Below are 15,754 nucleotides of genomic sequence, written 5' to 3' on the forward strand. Positions count from 1 at the left end.
ACTTAATAAAACGTTATAAGAAAATTGTGCAAAATTGAATTATTTACCTGCAAGCATGGCTTTTGTTGCAGATTCCCCAGCTTTAACTAAGTTGCGCCGCAATTGAAATACTAACAAGCTCATCATAGTCAAGTAACTAAAAATTGGTAAGAAGGCTGTGATGAATGATAGGTATTTAGCATCAGGAGAGATTGCAAAAATTGGCCCCACAATTGAATATAACCAGAGAAAATTGTTGTCTCTATAAGTCGAGGTAAATACACCGATAATAATCGCTGGTAATACCATTGCTGCGCCCACAGTACCGACAGACCAAAAGACTCGATTGTGATTTTTGCTAAATAAAAGTAGTTGGGCTAAGGCTGCATAAACCATAGCTAAACTCACAGATAATACAAGTGCAAACAGCGCATTGAGTTTTTCACTCACTGAATATTGACAGAGGAATATAAAGGCACTAATAGCAATGCTGGCAATGATGACATTGATAGCGATCGCTAACAAGCCAGGACTTTTTTCGCCCCAAATTAAATCTTGCACTAATCGGCTATCTACTAATCCTTTCACCCGCGCAGTACGGCGATAACGCGCCCAATCTTGTAGGGCTTGACGGTGAGGATTTAATGCGGCAATTAAATAGAGAAATAGCCAAAAATCTAGGAACAATAAGCAAATCAAATTTTCAGCAAGCTTGTAATGACCGGGATCTGAGTCTAAAACTAATCTTGACCAATTCGCAAATCCTAAAGTAACCAAGGCATAGCAAGCTGTTAATAGATAACTTTGACGCTTGCTCAACATAGTAGTATTTGGATCGCGAAAACAACGGTTTAAAGATTGCCAGATAAAATATGTTCCTAAACCGTAAATTACGAGAGTAGTTCCTAATGTTGTTAATAAATTACTACCGAGAGGGAATGTAAACCATTCAAAAGGAATCAGTCGCGAATAAGCAGATGAAAATACAGCAGTAATAGCCGTATCTGGAATTAAGTATGTAGGATTAAACAACCTAGCAAAAATTAAGGGATAATCATCTGATAGTTCTACTAATGCTAATCGCATAGTCACTAGGAGAAAACAGAAAACTACGCCAGCACCTAACCAAGATTGAAACCCGCCTAGCCAAGAACCAACTAAGCCAAATAACAGTGCAGCACTATAATATAAAATGCAGGCAGCAACTACGGCTAAATAAAAGCTGAAAATTTCAACAATCGGAATTTGCCCAGCTAAAGCTGACGATAAATGCAAAGGCATTGTTAACAGAATGCCAATAAATAATAAAATTGGCACGCCCAATAATTTACCCGATAAAATACTTTGGGGCGATTGGGGACTGAGGCGAATAAAATTGAGTGTTTCTCGCTTTTCTTCAGAGGCTAAATCATTAATTATCAGGTAAGTTCCGGCTGTTAAAAGAGTAAAACAACCAATAATACTCAGCCAGGTAAATACATCTAAATGCCACAATTGCCAGTTAATAATCACCTCGCCAAATGCATCAACAAGGCATTTATGTTGATCGCCATAATCTGTAACGCCTGTGCAATATTTGTGGGAAGGATAGTATGTCAACTCTAGCTTATTTGGTAGCTGAGTACGGAAATACATAAAGAGAATAAATTGACCCAGCAAAGAAACAGCCGCAGATAGTAATAAATTGCGCGACTTTAATCTTCCTTTGAGTTCGCGCAACAGTTGCGGGTTCCAGTCTCCTATTTGATTAATCCAGTTGAGATTCATATTATAAAGTCTCGTTAGTCATTGGTTGGAGACGCGATTAATCGCGTCTGTACAATTGTCATTGGTGATTGGTGATTGGCTAACAGTTAATAATTCCTCTTACTTGCGTCCAGCTAACAATGCTTTAGTTGCTGATTCTCCGGCTAAATTAATTTGCTTGTTTAACTGGATATTTAACAACAGGATAACGCCTAAGTTAGTGATGAAGGATGTAAAAACACCCATCATTGCTGAATTTTCTAAAGACCAAGGAAAGTTAAAAAATAGCCAAGCTTCAGGATTATTGCTGACTGTAATACCGGAAATTCCTAAAAATACGGGTGGTAATATAGTCGCTGCAACTACAGCACCAGTCGCCCATAAACCACGTCTGGGAGATTTCATTAGTAGTAGCAGTTGAGCTAATGTGGTGTAAATCATCATTAAGCTAATACATAAAAATACACCAGATATAGACTTGAATCTACCCAGAGAATTAACCCAATTGATAGCGGTATTATGGTGAATATTCAAAACGGGTGCAATTACTATCCAAACTATGATTGGTGTGGTGGCGATCGCTAAATTAATTAACATCGCTAATAAAGACGGACTTTTTTCGTCTACAACCCAATCTTTTAACCAAAATTCACCGCGAATATCACGATAATTAGTTGAATTTTGATGTCTATATCTTGCCCAATCTTGAATAGTTTGGCGATGAGGCGAAAGAATAGCCAGCAATCCAAATAATAGGACTATGTTAAAGAATACTATGAAGAATATATTTTGTCCTATTTGATAATTCACATCATAATAGCGGGTATATTCTTTGTAATTAGGGACATAATTTTTGTGGTATTGTAAAGTAAAGCCCCAAAAAATCACTTGATAGCTGGCTACTAACAAATAACTTTGAAATTTGTTAATTGCTGCGCCTTCAGGATTACGAAATCTGCGTTTTATAGCTTGCCATGCCCAATAGATACCAACACCATAATTTAATATATGGATACCAACCAAACCAACAATGCTTTTACCTACTGGGATATAGAAAAATTGCAATTCTTGTAAAGATAATTCATTTTTTCTCGGCCAGGTATAGCCCAGCATTTCAAAAGGACTTAAAAGCCTTAACCAAGTAGCTGTATGATGTAGTTCTCCATTACTATAACTCATAGTATTGAAAGTGATAAATAGGAATAGCAGAACTAACCCACTACCTAACCAAGGTTGAAAGCCACTAAAAAAGCGACTAATTAAACCGAATAATAATGCATTACTGTAGAAGAAAATACAGCTAGCAATTAGGACTACATAGAAACCAAAAATTGCGCCGATAGGGATATTTGCAGAAATTCCAGACCATAAATTTAAAGGTACAGCAGCTAAAACCATGAGGTAGATAATAACTGGTACTCCTAACATTTTTCCGGTCAAAATACTGTGTTCTGACTGGGGACTGAGGCGGATAAAGTTCAATGTTCCACGACGGTCTTCTTGGGCTAAATTGGCAATTAATAAATAAGTACCAGTAACTAAAAGCGTGAAGACAAACATCACACTTAAAGTTATATATATATATTGCCAATGGTCTTGCCACCAAAGTTGCATATTAATTTGCTCTGGCGGACAGTAGCTTTGATATAAGATTTTTTCAAGCTCAGAATGTTGCGCTTTCAGAGGTTTTAATTTGTCCTTGAATTCCTGAACTTTTACCAAATCATAGTTTTTAATACTGGTATAGGCATTGATTTTTTGTTCAATTTGGTAAATAGCTTGATTGACAGAATTATACTTTAATTCATAACCTTGCTTGAGATTGCAGTATGCTCCTGACATGGAATAGAATTTAGTTGGAAAATCGCTGAATTGATATATAAAAACTCCTAGTTGAGTCAGCAGCGATATTACCAAAGCAATTAAGATGTTGAAAACTTTTAGGCGACCTTTCAGTTCTCTAAATAGTTGCGGATTCCAGTCACCAATTTTGGCTATTAAATTAAATGTCATAGGAAAATTCTCCAAAGCAGGAAGCTGAATAATTCGTAATTTCTAAGACAGCTAATCGCGATAAAATATCTCTTTCCAGTCAAAAGTCAACAGTCAACGCTATTTTCCAGCTAGGTAAAAGACTGTACCCAGCCTAAGAAGCTTGTTTATGTCCCAATTTGAGGAAGATAGTTTCTAAATCTTCTTGAGTGCAGTGAAAATTGCTAATGGGAATTCCCGCTTGAATTAGCGATCGCAATAAATCAGCACAGTCTTCCTGTTTACCGGAAAAGTTAACTCTGGCGCTATTCCTTCCGGGTAATACTTCCCAAGCTTCCACTAAAGGATTATTTTTCAATTCGCTCAAAAGTGGTTCGATTGTCCCCAAAGTAGATAAAACTATTTGTTGTCGGGATAATCGCTGGTAAAGTTGCTGCAATGAAGCACTTTCTACTAAAAACCCCAACTCCATAATCCCCACAGAAGTACAAAGTTCCGCTAAGTCACTTAGTACGTGGGAAGAAATCAAAATTGTCATCCCCGCTTCTTGCAAAGCTTTGATGATTTCCCGGAACTGCATTCTCGCTATGGGGTCAAGACCGGAAACCGGTTCATCTAACAGTAGTAAAATCGGTTCGTGAATAATGGTGCGCGCTAAACTTAAACGCTGCTTCATCCCCCGCGACAATGTAGAAATTAAGCTATTGCGCTTATTACCCAGTTGGATCAGTTCTAATACTTCATGGAGACGTTGAGTGCGTCGAGGTTCCCGTAAGCGATATAGCCGCGCAAAGTAATCTAAATAATCCCAGACTGTCAAATCCTCATACAGTGGATAGTCATCAGGTAAGTAACCCAGACGACGCTTGAGAGTAGGGTTGCTTTTATCACGCAACAAGCGATCGCCATTAATATAAATCTCACCCGTAGTCGGCTCCTCTGCGGCTGCTAACATGCGGATGAGAGTGGTTTTACCTGCGCCATTCGGGCCGATCAGTCCGTATACTTCACCTGCTTGGATCTCTAAATGCACATCGTTGACCGCTATATGTCGATCGAATTGCTTAGTCAGTCCAGAGGTACGAATTGCTAATTCTTTTACCATAGCTGCTTGGGTGCGGCTTGTGATTTACAGTTAACCTAACCTGTCTCTACAGTCTTTATCAGGTTCGTTTCAGAAATGGTAACGAGGTTTATACAAACTTCATTAAATTACGTATTCATAACTTTAGGGACTTCCAAATAAAAAATATACAACTATTTATTGTGGGGTGGGCGTCTCGCCCGCCCATAGTCAAAGGCGGGCAAGACTTCGGCGTGAGCGCTCAGTCGAACGCTGCCCACCCTACAAGATTGGATAATTTATTTCTTGGAAGTCCCTTAGTACGCAGCGTGTTTTTAGATAAAAAAATAGGTAAAGTCTAGACCTTACCTATTTTTTGATTGGTATTATTTCAACTATGTAAATTTATCGTCTTAACCGATATTTGATGCGGGAATTATCGGCTCAATTCCATTAGACGATAAACTACTAACTGAATAGCGTTGTTCGGGAACTGGATAACCTGCTTCACCAAAGCTTTCTCTAATAGCTTTATTGGTGTCAAAGTACACTTGCCAGTAATGATCGTTATTGCAATAAGGACGTACTGCTAATACCGGGCCTGCCAAATTGAAGGTAATAATTTCTACATCTGGTGCAGGGTCTCTGAGAACGTTGGGAATAGTGCTAATTTTAGCTTTCAAACGCGCGATCGCATCGTTATGATTTACATCGTGATGCAGTTGCGCTACTAGGTCAACCCGACGGTAAGGATTGGCGGAAAAGTTCTGAATATTGTCAGAAAAGATTTTGTTATTGGCAACAATCGTTAAGATGTTATCTAGTGTATTGATGCTACTTGTAAATAGTCCAATTTCTGTGACAGTTCCCGTAACACCTGCGGCGCTGATAAAGTCACCAACTTTAAATGGACGAAAAACAATTAAAAATGCACCTGCGGCAAAGTTTGCTAACAATCCACCCCAAGCTGCACCAATCGCTACACCAGCAGCTGCTAATAAAGCTGCAAATGAGGTAGTTTCAACTCCAAAGAAACCAAGAATTGCGACAATGAGAACAATTCTCAATGTCACAGAAATAATATTCAGAAGGTAGTTAATGAGTGTTGGATCGACGTTTTGGCTGCGGAAAGCGCGTTTTATTAACTTTATGGCAAAGTCAATCAATCGTTGGGCAATAATCCACAACAGGATAGCGCCTACCAGCTTCAGCCCAAACTCTGTTAAGAGTTGAAGGGCAACTTGTCCAATTTCATTAAGCTTCATAAATTTTTTTGTTTGTTCATTGTTAAACACAACAAACATACAATTAATTGACACAAAAATGTCTAGAAATACTTTTTTTTTAACTTTTTAGTCTCCTATGTAATGAAACCGTAAATTATTTTCCGCAAATGTTTGTCAAGCGATCGCTCTGATTATTACCCTCATAAGATATTAGCTACTCATATCGCAAATCCTTCACTATACTATGGTTTCACTAATAAAAGCTATTTATTAACCAGCTAGTGTGTTGATATTTAGCTAGATAGTAATCAAAAAATTTTTGAGCAAGATTTGTATTGTTTTAATATCTTTTTATACACGCAGACATCTTGTGTGTTAAGAGCGATCGCAATTTTATGACTGCGAACAATCAAGTTATGGATTTTGCGTAGTATTCAGTTGAAAAGAAGTAATTAATGTCTATCATTAACCGACTCAAGCCAATCCAAGATAAATGATAACTGACAGGTTCAATGCCATAAAATGCACCCTATAAACAATTAAAAAGCCATATTTTCATTTAACAATATTATTGAGAGCCTTAATAATAGCAACAGTATCATCAATCTCTGATTTTTTGATTAGTTCGACAACCCGATCAAAGGTACGATTCGGATTAGCGATCGCTCGACCGAGAAATGATACCTTACTATCAATTACTGTGATAATATCCTGTTGAATCTCAGGAGTTTGATAAGCTAAAATTTTGGCATGATTCCAAGCTGCTTGTCTGGCTTTACGAATACTGAAATTAAAGATAATTTCATCTTTTCTGCCACCAAATCTATCCAGAATCTCAATTAGCGGTGACATTTGCCCTAAAACCATCTCTGTAGGTTCGAGCAAATCATTCAGAATAGCATTAATCTTAATAAAATCATCTCGTAGCGTATGTATTTTTTCACCAGGACAAAGTTTAGCAGCTACAATACCCAAATCTAAATTAATGTGAGAGTTAATTGCTAGCAGTAAATGTTGTAAAATTAGCAGGTCTGGTTTTTGTACTGCATCGAATGTTAGCTGCCAGCTATGAGTTGATTTGATATTTTTTTGGTAATCATCCAAAGCACGAAAATAACGATTAGCAAATTGTGTAGTGAATTCTTCCATTCTGGCAGCATCGTCAAAAAAGCCATGTGTGATACCTATCTTGACTTTCAAAGTTACTTGACGATATAGTGCAGCAAAAAATCCTCTCCGACTACGTTCTGCGATCGCTTCGGCAATAATGTTATCTAAGTATTGGATTACCTCATCAGTATTTTTAGCTAACATAATATTCTCTGGTGATAGGGATAAACTTGATTGAGTCTGGAATGCATTCAATACTAGAAAGCATTGTGTTCCATATAATTGCAATCAATCCCAAGCGATCCCTATTCGGATTTTCTCATTTTTACTTTACAATTCTTAATTAATTACATATAAAATCATCCCCAAATACTAGTATCCATTACATCAAATAATATACGAACTACTGAAGCCAATATTGAGTAACAAAACATACGTTATTGGCAACTATACTTATCAGTAGTAAATTGAGATTTAAAAAAACTTGAAATTAGTGCAAAAACACTTAATATTGCTATGAAAATGGGTACAACATTGTTGTACCCAGCAATCTATCGTTTTCTCTTAGTAAATTTCTCTAATCTGTAATACCTGTTAAGTACAGGAATCTGCTGTATATTTCCAAATAGCGATGTCTAGCGACAAGCTGCTACGCATCTACGCAATAATGACCAAAATCTATCCTTCGCGATCGACAATTAAGTTATAAGGCCAAAACAAAGCCTTGAGCAAACAAGTAGATTTTGAAATTAAATCTGCTACCCAAACAAAAGGAAAGTGACTGTATTCTTCAAATTCACGACATTTATTGCTAAGTTGTAACCATTGAATAATGGCTCCTAAAAGATAAGATAAAAGAGCAACCCATAACCAAATTGACATATAAATATTTGTTCCTCATTTACAATAGGTATGACAAAATAAGTACTTTCATCTAACAAGTTAAACGGTTTAACTTTTGGCTGTTGTCTGATAAAACTTTTCACCCCAGCGATTAAGCACCAGGGATAGATAGCTGTCATCAGACTTGCTATTACCAGAGATAGCACGCAGAACCTACCAAGCATCACCTCCTAGAGAATTATCCAGTTGGGTGAATTCATATTTCGTCAGATAGTACTTGATTTGAAAAGGATATACAACATCTTGTGAGATTCTTGTGAAGAGGTGAATCAGCAAAAGTTATGAGATTTTGATAAAAATGTTTATATTATTATGTTCTTATTTTGAGTAATTTAAATTTATTTAAACTGGGGTATAAGTTGAGCTAATTTACCTTTTTGTTGCTGCCGCATTGTGAAAACAAGATAAATTCTGCACTTAAACCCAGCTACCGCAAGTGCCATGCCCATACCTATCAATTTAAAGCGAAACCCTTCTACCGCAAGGAACTGAAGTTCCTTGCTAATAGCCAAAGTCATCTAAAGATGACTAAATATCCTCAAAATCTTGAGTCTACTTCAGTAGGGGCGGGTTCACAGATATGCTCCAATAATTCACGACTATCTCGCTTAACCCGCCCCTACTTTGGTTATTAGCCTGAGAATGAATTCTCAGGCGGGTGACAAAGCTAAGAAAGAGGCTATTTTTAACTTACATTAACAGGTATGGGCAGTACCATGCACCTACAATCAACGATAAGCTGCTGTATTTGTGGATGCAGATATTTAGACAGCAGCGATCGCACAAACTTGTAACCCCACAGGTGTCTGAATAATTACCGATTCCACCCCAAAAACTTGAGCGATCGCGTCGGGGGTAAGCACTGCTTCCGGCGTTCCTACATCCCAAAGATAACCTTGTTTTAATAAAGCAATGCGAGAACTATAACGAGCAGCTAAATTTAATTCATGTAAAACTGTGACAATAGTTAAATTCTGTTGCTGGTTTAAAGTTTTAAGTAATTCTAATAATTGTAATTGATAGTTAATATCTAAATAAGTTGTTGGCTCATCTAACAATAAAACTTGCGGTTCCTGCGCCAAGGCTAAAGCTAAAAAAGCCCGTTGTCTCTCACCACCAGAGAGTTGTTCTACTAAGCGATCGCTTAATTTTTCTAGTTGTGTTTTGACAATTGCCGCTTCTATTTGTTGCCTATCTTTAGCAGTTAATTCCCATTGCCACCAAGGTTGATGCGGTGTACGTCCTAAACTGACTAACTGTCGCACTGTTAAACCCACAGGAACCGTTTGTTGTTGAGGTAACAAAGCTAATTTTTGGGCAACTACATTCGGTGGTTGAGAATGAATTGCTTTGCCATCAAGTAGTACTGTTCCCTGTTGTGGTGAGAGAATTCGACTGAGTAATTTGAGTAATGTAGATTTACCAGAACCATTAGCACCGACTAAACTTAACCATTCTCCCGTTTGCAACGAGAGGTTAATGTTTTGAATAATTGGCGTACTACTGTAACCGCCTGTGAGATTTTGTAATTCTATTGGCATGGGGCATGGGGCATGGGGCATGGGGCATGGGGCATGGGATGATTTTGAATGATTTATTTATCTTTCCATCCCAGAAGAACGGCGATAAAGTAACCAGATAAATAAAGGTGAACCTAGCAAAGCGGTGACGGAACCTACAGGTAATTCTATGGCTCCCAGTCTTGAGAGTAAATCGGCAAAAATGAGTAACCATGCACCAGCTAAGGCGGAAAGCGGTAAGACGAAGCGATGATCTGTGCCGATAATTAGGCGTACACCGTGGGGAACAACAAGGCCGACAAAGCCAATTAACCCGCTAATGCTAACTGCACCGGCGGCGAGTAAAGTAGCGACACCACCAATTAATAAACGCGATCGCGTTAATGATACTCCCAAACCTAAAGCTAAATCATCACCCAAAGCTAACACGTTAAGCGATCGCGCCAGCAAACATCCCCCCAGCAAAGCCAAAATAATATAGGGGCCAGCCGTAGTAATTTCTTTCCAACCCCGGCCATTTAAACTACCCACTAGCCAATTCAGGGCTATTTGAATTTGACCATCTTCAGCTAATAACAGTAATGTACTTTGCACCGCACCAAACAAAGAACTAACAGCAACTCCGCCTAAAATTAACCTCTCCACCGCAATTCCCGAACCTGCACGACCGAGAAAAATCACGATCGCTGAAGTTAAAATTGCTCCTAGCCACGCCGCCAAGGGAATCGCCGCCGGAAAGATTTGCAGCACCACCATAACTATGACAATTAGCCCTGCACCTGCGGAAATACCTAATATAAAAGGATCGGCCAGACTATTACGTAACATTCCTTGGAGCAACGCACCAGACATTCCCAACGCCGCACCGACAATTAAAGCGGCGACAATGCGCGGTAGCCGCAAATCCCAGAGAATTGTCTGCTTAATCGGATCGCCTTGATGAAGAATTGCTTGCCATAATTCTCGCCCACTCAAAGGTACTGCACCTTGAGACAGAGAAAGGGCTAAAGTTACTACCAGTGCTGTCATTAATAGTAAAACAGCCCAAAGTAAACGGTATTTAGTAAAAATTAACTGTATCGATTTATTCATCTTAACGATTAAGGATAAGTCTAGCGCCTATTCCTCTCAACTGAAGTTTAAACGCCTATCCCAGGTTAGGAATGCAGACATCACCTTAATTTTAGTTAATCCGGAGTCAGGAATTAAATGCTGATTGTGAACTTGACTTGAGGTTAACTGTGAATTGCACCATCTGGCATAATCGCGCCAGCTAAGTTAGCACCAATCAATTTTACCAATAGGCGATCGCCAGAACGAATCCGCGCCCCCGTTAAATCAGCCCCGCGCAAGTCAGCGCCACTGAGATCTGCGCCGATTAAATTGGCAGAGCGTAAATTTGCTTCCCGCATATCCGCTAAAAGTAGATTAGCTCTAAATAAATTTGCTTCCGATAAATTGGCTCCTCGCAAATTCACCTTGTGCATAAAAGTATCGCTGAGATTTGCCCCACTCAGATTAGCAAAACTCAGATTTCTCCCCGATAAATCTTTGTTACTCAAATTTGCCCGACTAAAATCTTGTCCACTCAAATCGGGATTTTTCTGTGCTGTTTGATAGTTAGTTTGTGCTGGCTGTTTCGGTTGCGGAGGTGGTGGTGAATATGGTGATGAATAAGACTGTGCGTAAGGTGGTGAATAAGGCTGTGAATAAGTTGGCGATTGATGCTTAACTTTTAGCGAACGCAATTTATCTCGCGCTTCATTGATTGCTTTAATTTTTTCCTGCGCCTTTTGTTGTAAACGGACATTATCTTGGGGAATGCGATCGGGATGCCAAACAAAAACCAAATCTTTATAAGCCTGGTTCACTTCCTCAATTGTGGCCCCAGGCTCTAATTCCAAGATTCTATAATACCGTTCCAACTCGCTCATAAGATGTTTTAGTTGACAATCAAGTTAAGTATGAGTAATGCATCCCTCTATCGGCTTAATTCATGATTAAATATCTATTTAAATAGAATATTTACGATCGTATGTAAGTTGAGATTTTTACTATCAGGGAAAATAGTTTTAGCTCCTGGAGTTGCTCAACATCATATTTGAGCAGCAGCAGGTTTCAGCTAAAAAAAAGCTATATTAACATGCTAACTGATGCAGTACGGCAATTTTATCAGGAGTGCCTGCCGACAGCAAAAAACTTTTACATAGTTATTATACAAGCCAGTAGCGACTAACTCAGTCCATCAATAACCTTTTACGGGCGCACCACCATTAGCATCAAGAATAATTCTGCGGCTGCGTAAACTCAGGACTGACGCAGAAATTAGCAAAAACCTTAATTTATTTTCCACCCTCAATCAGCCACGATTTTATGCCAGGCTTTACTTAATAGTTAATATTCATAGTTCTACCTCTACCTATATCTACATTTGTCTACTTCTCCAGCGATTTATCGCTCTTAAATATGCTGTGACGGGAATTTGATAAACCTCAATCACAATCCAAAGAATAATTGCTAAATGTAACAAAAAAGTCAATATAGTCCAGATATATGGAACCCAAGTAATAAATTGATGGGGAGTTGGCGGAAAATTGTAAGCTATAATGCCAATCAAAGTTGTGGGTAATAGTATGAAAGCAATAGCTGCTAAACCATAGCCCCAGCCAAGTTCCACCCCTTCTAACTGGGCTTCTGTCCAACTAAAACCATTCCAACGCCAAATCAAAGGAGGTTGACGAGAAGCCATTTTGATTTGCTGTTGTTCGAGGTTGACAGTAAAAATTTCTTGACAGAAATCACAAGCAACTGCTTCCATCAAGGGCATGTGAGTAATCTTACCAACACGACAAACCGGGCAAGGGTAAACTCCTTGATAGTCGAAAGATGTGGCTAAAAGTTTGGAGCGAGGCATCATATATACTTAAGTGTCACTAGTGAGGTAATAGGGTCTGTGCGGTATTTGACAAAAACGCTGAATTTTTAGATATTTGAGAGTTAATCGCTTCCCATAACCCATGACCCAAAAATACTGGTAAGTTAATATAAATCCTACGGTTTACAAGGCAGTCAATCACGGGAAAATCCCACAACCCAGCATGAAAATTTCTCTTAAGAGTCAATAGTCAACAGTCAACAGTCAACAGTCAACGCTATTTTCAAGCTAGGAAACTGTCTTGGTTGGCGCAATAGTACTGAGTTTAACCCTTTTTTGAGAGTTGTGGAGGTATTGACGCCGCCAACTGTGTCTGTTATGGTGGACTCTATATAAGGTTTACATTGATTTACATCAAATATTATCTAGTTGCGTACCCTAAAAATGTTCAACAGCAAATCTTACTTTTATTTTTGGCAAAAGGCGGTTCACCGGCGGTGAATAAAGTTTCCTAATGGAAACCGCCCGGTGAACCGCAGAGCAAACTCTGCGGTTTTTGTTTTTTAGGAGCTTTTTATGATCGCGATCTATTTCGGTAGCTGGTTTTATGGTTTTTACTTTTGGCCTAGAGCAAGTTCCGGGTAGATAGCGTCATGTCGATGATTCAGAACGCGCCCGGAACTCTCAAAACGAGATTCCGGGCTTTTTTATTAACCAATTCACACTGATAACTAATTACAAGGAGAATTTCCCATGATTCATGCTCAACTCGCTGCACAATGCCACACCAGCCACAAAACAATTGTTAAACTTTCCGAAACAGTCAGCTTTGGCGGTGAAGAAATTGTTATTATTGGTGGCCCTTGTACGGTAGAAAGTTTAGAGCAAATGGAAACTGTAGCCCAAAAGTTAGCAGCTGCACCTGTACAAGCCTTGCGTGGCGGTGTTTACAAACCGCGCACATCTCCCTACGCTTTTCAAGGCATGGGAGAAGACGGGCTAGAAATTTTGGCAGCTGTGCGATCGCGCTACAATGTACCAGTAGTTACTGAAGTTATGTCAATTGCCCAAATAGATATAGTGGCTGCCCATGCTGATATGTTGCAAGTTGGTAGCCGAAATATGCAAAACTTCGATTTACTCAAAGCTTTAGGACAAGTTAATAAACCAATATTACTCAAGCGCGGGCTAGCAGCGACGATTGAAGAATTCGTCATGGCAGCAGAATATATTTTAAGTCACGGCAATCCCCATGTAGTACTCTGCGAAAGAGGTATTCGCAGCTTTGATAATTACACTCGCAATGTTTTAGATTTAGGAGCAGTAGCAGCTCTCAAGCAAATTACTCATCTACCTGTAATTGTAGATCCATCCCATGCCGTTGGTAAGCGTGAATTAGTCGCACCTATGGCTAAAGCAGCTGTTGCTTGTGGTGCAGATGGATTAATTATTGAATGTCATCCAGAACCAGAACAATCTGTTTCCGATGCGCGTCAAGCTCTATCTTTAGAAGATATGGTGAATTTGGTTGCTAGTTTAAAACCTCTAGCTACAGCTGTTGGGCGAAATATTTCGGAATCAATCGGGGAAAATTTAAAATCCGCCCCGATTTTTTGTGCTGCTTAAATTATCCTTCAGGGCGATATTTCACCTGAGAAATTTAGAGACAGGCTACCTAAATATAGGGTGACGCAAATTTGGCGATCGCCTGTTTAAAATATCCAACCAACAGTTGGCAAACAAGCCCTGATTGGTTGGATATTTTATTTATAGCTGTAGCCAGATAGATTAGGACATCAATCTAAGATAAAACCCTGACAATAAAAGTCTTTTAAGTCTGTCAACTGTCAACAGTCAACAGCTATATCATTCAAGACACAAACATGGCTATGTGTTGACTGCGGAGTACCGTCCAGCAATAATGCAGTTAGTAAGCCAACAACTCAATTTATTACAGTATTTAGGTTATTTTTAGCGTTCTATTCTTTGTCAGTCGTTCATTTAATACTACTGTCAAAGTATTGCCATCTATCTGTTAGCTGATTTTTCTAATTTTTTTAGATTAACTATACATTTCAAAGTTTCTTAATAAAGTAAGTAGTCTAAAGTAATTATCCGTTATATAGGGATAATTACTACTTTAAATAAAGTTAATAATTAAACGTGTTACTTTCATCAAAACTTTACGTTTTTTCCGGATTAATACTGAATAATAGAGATATATCTGCAACAGTCAGGTTAGTTCATGCCTGTAACTGCTAGTCAAAGCTTATACAATTCAGGCAATGAATGCTTGCCAAATACAATACCAACTTAATGTTCTTGTGTTGAAAATGTTTGCAGATTCGACTAAACAAATTATTGTTCAAAGGAGAAAATAATGAATTTCAAAACAATAGGTGTTGGAATTGCCTTAACTTGTGGCACGTTGGCTGTAGGTAGCACACTAGCACCAGCTCAAGCAGCTTCAATAAATGGAATCCTCAATATTTCAGGCTCAGGACTATTTGTTAACGGGCCTCAAGCAACACCGTCAGCTACTGACACCATCAAATTTGATCCTACCGATTCCAGAGTTACAAATTCATCAACAGGGACTTTCGCCGGTTACAAAGGGCAAAATGTTCTGATATCTGATATTGCTCTAGCTTTAAACAGCTTTAATCCAACCGCAACAGGATCAAATGCCAAATATTCAGGGACTGCAAGCAACGCATTCATTAAATTTAGTGATGGGCTGAAATTTAACATAAAAAACCCATTTGAGGTGGATAAATTTTCCATTAATGATACTGCCATAGGTGTCATTAAAGACTTCACGGGAACTTTTGTTAAAAATGGCTCGGCTCTAGGGAAGGGAGTTTTTACTGTCAACCAATTTGAGCAAGACGGATCTTTCTCAATGACTATTAAAGCCACAAATGTACCAGAACCTTTAACCATTCTAGGATCTGTAACAGCTTTAGGAATGGGAGTTGCTTTGAAGAAAAAACAAGTCCAAAACCTAGCTAAAAAGAAGGTTACAGCCTAGTTAGCTCTTTCAATAACTCTCATGTGGAGTAATTGAAGTTGGTAAAGCACGGAACGAAAACGTTATTGTTTATAGTGGATTGTCCTTGTTGCATCTAACCATTTATCTACCTCAACAGAGAAACCTATTTCTCCAGATTTCGCAAGTTTGTAGCTCGATAGCATTTTTTCAGAGTTGTCAAAAATTGATACCTACCATTAATCAGCAGTTGATTGAACTTTTTATATAGTTACAGGGTGCTTTTCTCATAGCTTTTCTACCTTAATTCAAGCTAGATTTAGCCTCTCTCACTTGCAAAATCTCTTTAAT

The 15,754-nt window shown here is 38.6% G+C and carries 12 protein-coding genes; 2 read left to right on the forward strand and 10 right to left on the reverse strand.

Annotated elements, in window-relative coordinates; translation table 11 throughout:
- Positions 1-39: 39 nt before the first annotated feature.
- The 10 genes from AACW45_RS00955 to AACW45_RS01000 all read right to left on the reverse strand — a co-directional run bounded on the left by AACW45_RS00955 (position 40) and on the right by AACW45_RS01000 (position 12,453).
- Positions 40-1,746 carry a hypothetical protein gene (locus AACW45_RS00955; RefSeq protein WP_190626768.1) on the reverse strand — a complete coding sequence of 569 codons (1,707 nt, stop codon included), beginning with the start codon at positions 1,744-1,746 and terminating at the stop codon, positions 40-42.
- A 99-nt stretch (positions 1,747-1,845) separates the two neighbouring features.
- Positions 1,846-3,738, reverse strand: a complete 1,893-nt coding sequence (locus AACW45_RS00960) for an ABC transporter permease (RefSeq protein ID WP_190626771.1) — start codon at positions 3,736-3,738, stop codon at positions 1,846-1,848.
- Positions 3,739-3,871: 133 nt separating this feature from the next.
- Complete coding sequence (locus tag AACW45_RS00965; RefSeq protein ID WP_096642780.1) at positions 3,872-4,822, reverse strand: ABC transporter ATP-binding protein; 951 nt, start codon at positions 4,820-4,822, stop codon at positions 3,872-3,874.
- A gap of 371 nt (positions 4,823-5,193) precedes the next feature.
- Positions 5,194-6,045, reverse strand: a complete 852-nt coding sequence (locus tag AACW45_RS00970; protein ID WP_190626773.1) for a mechanosensitive ion channel family protein — start codon at positions 6,043-6,045, stop codon at positions 5,194-5,196.
- 516 nt (positions 6,046-6,561) lie between these two features.
- Positions 6,562-7,320, reverse strand: coding sequence for a DUF5995 family protein (locus AACW45_RS00975; RefSeq protein ID WP_190626775.1), 759 nt, complete (start codon positions 7,318-7,320; stop codon positions 6,562-6,564).
- Between the two features lie 474 nt (positions 7,321-7,794).
- On the reverse strand, positions 7,795-7,998 hold the full coding sequence (locus AACW45_RS00980) for a hypothetical protein (protein WP_190626777.1): 204 nt from the start codon (positions 7,996-7,998) through the stop codon (positions 7,795-7,797).
- Between the two features lie 785 nt (positions 7,999-8,783).
- A complete protein-coding gene (locus tag AACW45_RS00985) occupies positions 8,784-9,560 on the reverse strand; it encodes an ABC transporter ATP-binding protein (RefSeq protein WP_096642777.1) in 777 nt (258 codons plus the stop codon).
- Positions 9,561-9,617: 57 nt separating this feature from the next.
- Positions 9,618-10,631, reverse strand: a complete 1,014-nt coding sequence (locus tag AACW45_RS00990; protein WP_190626779.1) for a FecCD family ABC transporter permease — start codon at positions 10,629-10,631, stop codon at positions 9,618-9,620.
- A 143-nt stretch (positions 10,632-10,774) separates the two neighbouring features.
- On the reverse strand, positions 10,775-11,473 hold the full coding sequence (locus AACW45_RS00995) for a pentapeptide repeat-containing protein (RefSeq protein ID WP_190626781.1): 699 nt from the start codon (positions 11,471-11,473) through the stop codon (positions 10,775-10,777).
- 491 nt (positions 11,474-11,964) lie between these two features.
- Positions 11,965-12,453, reverse strand: coding sequence for a hypothetical protein (locus tag AACW45_RS01000; RefSeq protein ID WP_096642774.1), 489 nt, complete (start codon positions 12,451-12,453; stop codon positions 11,965-11,967).
- A gap of 714 nt (positions 12,454-13,167) precedes the next feature.
- On the opposite strand from AACW45_RS01000, the gene aroF reads away from it, so the two are divergent.
- Both aroF and AACW45_RS01010 read left to right on the forward strand, forming a co-directional pair.
- A complete protein-coding gene (gene aroF / locus AACW45_RS01005; protein WP_190626783.1) occupies positions 13,168-14,040 on the forward strand; it encodes a 3-deoxy-7-phosphoheptulonate synthase in 873 nt (290 codons plus the stop codon).
- A 754-nt stretch (positions 14,041-14,794) separates the two neighbouring features.
- A complete protein-coding gene (locus tag AACW45_RS01010) occupies positions 14,795-15,445 on the forward strand; it encodes a PEP-CTERM sorting domain-containing protein (RefSeq protein ID WP_190626786.1) in 651 nt (216 codons plus the stop codon).
- The last annotated feature ends 309 nt before the right edge of the window (positions 15,446-15,754 follow it).

Origin of the sequence: Calothrix sp. FACHB-168, assembly GCF_963889195.1 — a bacterium.
GTDB lineage: Bacteria > Cyanobacteriota > Cyanobacteriia > Cyanobacteriales > Nostocaceae > Aulosira > Aulosira anomala_A.

Coding starts and splice junctions, on each gene's coding strand:
- AACW45_RS00970 (WP_190626773.1), bottom strand. CDS start 6,045: ATGAAGCTTAATGAAATTGGACAAGTTGCCCTTCAACTCTTAACAGAG.
- AACW45_RS00960 (WP_190626771.1), bottom strand. CDS start 3,738: ATGACATTTAATTTAATAGCCAAAATTGGTGACTGGAATCCGCAACTA.
- AACW45_RS00980 (WP_190626777.1), bottom strand. CDS start 7,998: ATGTCAATTTGGTTATGGGTTGCTCTTTTATCTTATCTTTTAGGAGCC.
- aroF (WP_190626783.1), top strand. CDS start 13,168: ATGATTCATGCTCAACTCGCTGCACAATGCCACACCAGCCACAAAACA.
- AACW45_RS00975 (WP_190626775.1), bottom strand. CDS start 7,320: ATGTTAGCTAAAAATACTGATGAGGTAATCCAATACTTAGATAACATT.
- AACW45_RS00965 (WP_096642780.1), bottom strand. CDS start 4,822: ATGGTAAAAGAATTAGCAATTCGTACCTCTGGACTGACTAAGCAATTC.
- AACW45_RS00995 (WP_190626781.1), bottom strand. CDS start 11,473: ATGAGCGAGTTGGAACGGTATTATAGAATCTTGGAATTAGAGCCTGGG.
- AACW45_RS00955 (WP_190626768.1), bottom strand. CDS start 1,746: ATGAATCTCAACTGGATTAATCAAATAGGAGACTGGAACCCGCAACTG.
- AACW45_RS01010 (WP_190626786.1), top strand. CDS start 14,795: ATGAATTTCAAAACAATAGGTGTTGGAATTGCCTTAACTTGTGGCACG.
- AACW45_RS01000 (WP_096642774.1), bottom strand. CDS start 12,453: ATGCCTCGCTCCAAACTTTTAGCCACATCTTTCGACTATCAAGGAGTT.
- AACW45_RS00985 (WP_096642777.1), bottom strand. CDS start 9,560: ATGCCAATAGAATTACAAAATCTCACAGGCGGTTACAGTAGTACGCCA.
- AACW45_RS00990 (WP_190626779.1), bottom strand. CDS start 10,631: ATGAATAAATCGATACAGTTAATTTTTACTAAATACCGTTTACTTTGG.